Origin of the sequence: Vibrio scophthalmi LMG 19158 (assembly GCF_000222585.1) — a bacterium.
Lineage (GTDB): Bacteria > Pseudomonadota > Gammaproteobacteria > Enterobacterales > Vibrionaceae > Vibrio > Vibrio scophthalmi.
Map to the genome: position 1 here is coordinate 1 of NZ_AFWE01000188.1, position 1,471 is coordinate 1,471.

Annotated in this window: 2 protein-coding genes; one reads left to right on the forward strand and one right to left on the reverse strand. The window is 41.9% G+C overall.

Features of this window, described 5'->3' with window-relative positions:
- Positions 1–3: 3 nt before the first annotated feature.
- A complete protein-coding gene (locus RH88_RS16255) occupies positions 4–1,143 on the reverse strand; it encodes a phage/plasmid replication protein, II/X family (protein ID WP_005597998.1) in 1,140 nt (379 codons plus the stop codon).
- A gap of 127 nt (positions 1,144–1,270) precedes the next feature.
- On the opposite strand from RH88_RS16255, the gene RH88_RS16260 reads away from it, so the two are divergent.
- Positions 1,271–1,453: a hypothetical protein gene (locus RH88_RS16260; protein ID WP_005598000.1), complete on the forward strand. Its 183-nt coding sequence runs from the start codon at positions 1,271–1,273 to the stop codon at positions 1,451–1,453.
- The last annotated feature ends 18 nt before the right edge of the window (positions 1,454–1,471 follow it).

The window sequence follows — 1,471 nt, forward strand, 5'->3', positions numbered from 1 at the left end:
GAATTAAGCAACTGCTCTAAATGGCATTACGTTTGATTGGGCTACTTGTGGCATCTGATACCAGCTTGGAATAGGTAGCGGTTTAAGCTCGATAACCTCAGAACGCTTGAGCGTTGGGCAAAGGCGTGTAACATCGAATTGCTGACCGATATCAATACCAATTTTTCTTAACCTGGCTTTGTGCTCGTAAAATCTGGTGCGACTTAACGTATGTCGTAAATCCGTACCGTGCTGCCAAAGCGTGAAATAGTTCATGGTGGTGTTAGCTTTGCGGATGGTATCGACAGCGCCTGCTTCTAATAATTGTTCTGCGATTGATTGATGTGTGTCATTAGTGGCGTGTAATGTCTTCATGGCGTCCTCCATCGTCGTTAGATGTTTGTAAAAGTCTTGTTCACTGACCAATCCGTAAAATTGCAAATCGTGTCGTTTAAGTAATTTTTGTCTTAGGCTGTGTTCTTCACGAACAACTCCGTTTTGTTCGCAATATTCGATAAGCGTTTCTAAATACTTAATGTGATCTTGTGTGGTCTTGTTACTACGTTTGTATTTTTTTAACCGAAGTTGCATTTCAAAGGCTTTGCAGTAGAGCTTGAGCATTTCCCATGTTGACCCCTCGCCCCAGTTACATGTCATGCCATTAGGTTTAAGAATTGCCTCACGCGCTCGGCCCATAGCCACAGATGACATACCACGAATAAATGAAAGCTCATTACCGCGACCAACCATGTGGTTACGCGTCCAGTCAATAAGAGTAATTTCAGCCCCGTTACCAATAATTGACGACGACTTACCGTCCGGTGTCTGACGGTGATATGCGCGCGTGGTTTTAGTGAATGGAGGCAGATCATATTTAGCTAAAATGTGGTTATAAATTGCTACGCACTCATCGAGAGAAGTTAACCCCCAAAGATTATCCATACGCTGCCAACGCGAGGGATTTCCCTCTACACGTACACGGTTGCCATTACAGCGAATTGTTAGCTTGGTGCTAAATGATCCTTCTAGAATTTTTTGGTTAACACTTGGTGGAAGCTTTTCGCCAGATTCCATGTCAACGCGCTCAATAACATGAGTACCAACAAAAGGAAGTCCCCCATCGGGATGGTCTTGCTGCATGAAAAGCTGATCAATGAAAAACATATGTACCCATGTATGCATGTTTATTAAAATGCAAAATACACCCAAATATATTTGTATGCAAGTACGCATTAAAATATATGATACATGCATAATAGAATGCGCTTAACAGTGCAATCGAGGGGAAGACATGAAGAAATACACATCGCTAAGAGTCAGTGAAGAAAAGAAGATAAAACTAGAAAGAGCTGCAATAGAAATTAGCTACGCAACAGGAAGACAAATAAAGTGGACGGATGTTGCTAACCACCTATTCGATCAGTATTTAAGTGAAGCAAAAAAGGATATGAAAGAAAGCCTGACGGGTAAGTAAAAATCCCGTTTTCGGGAC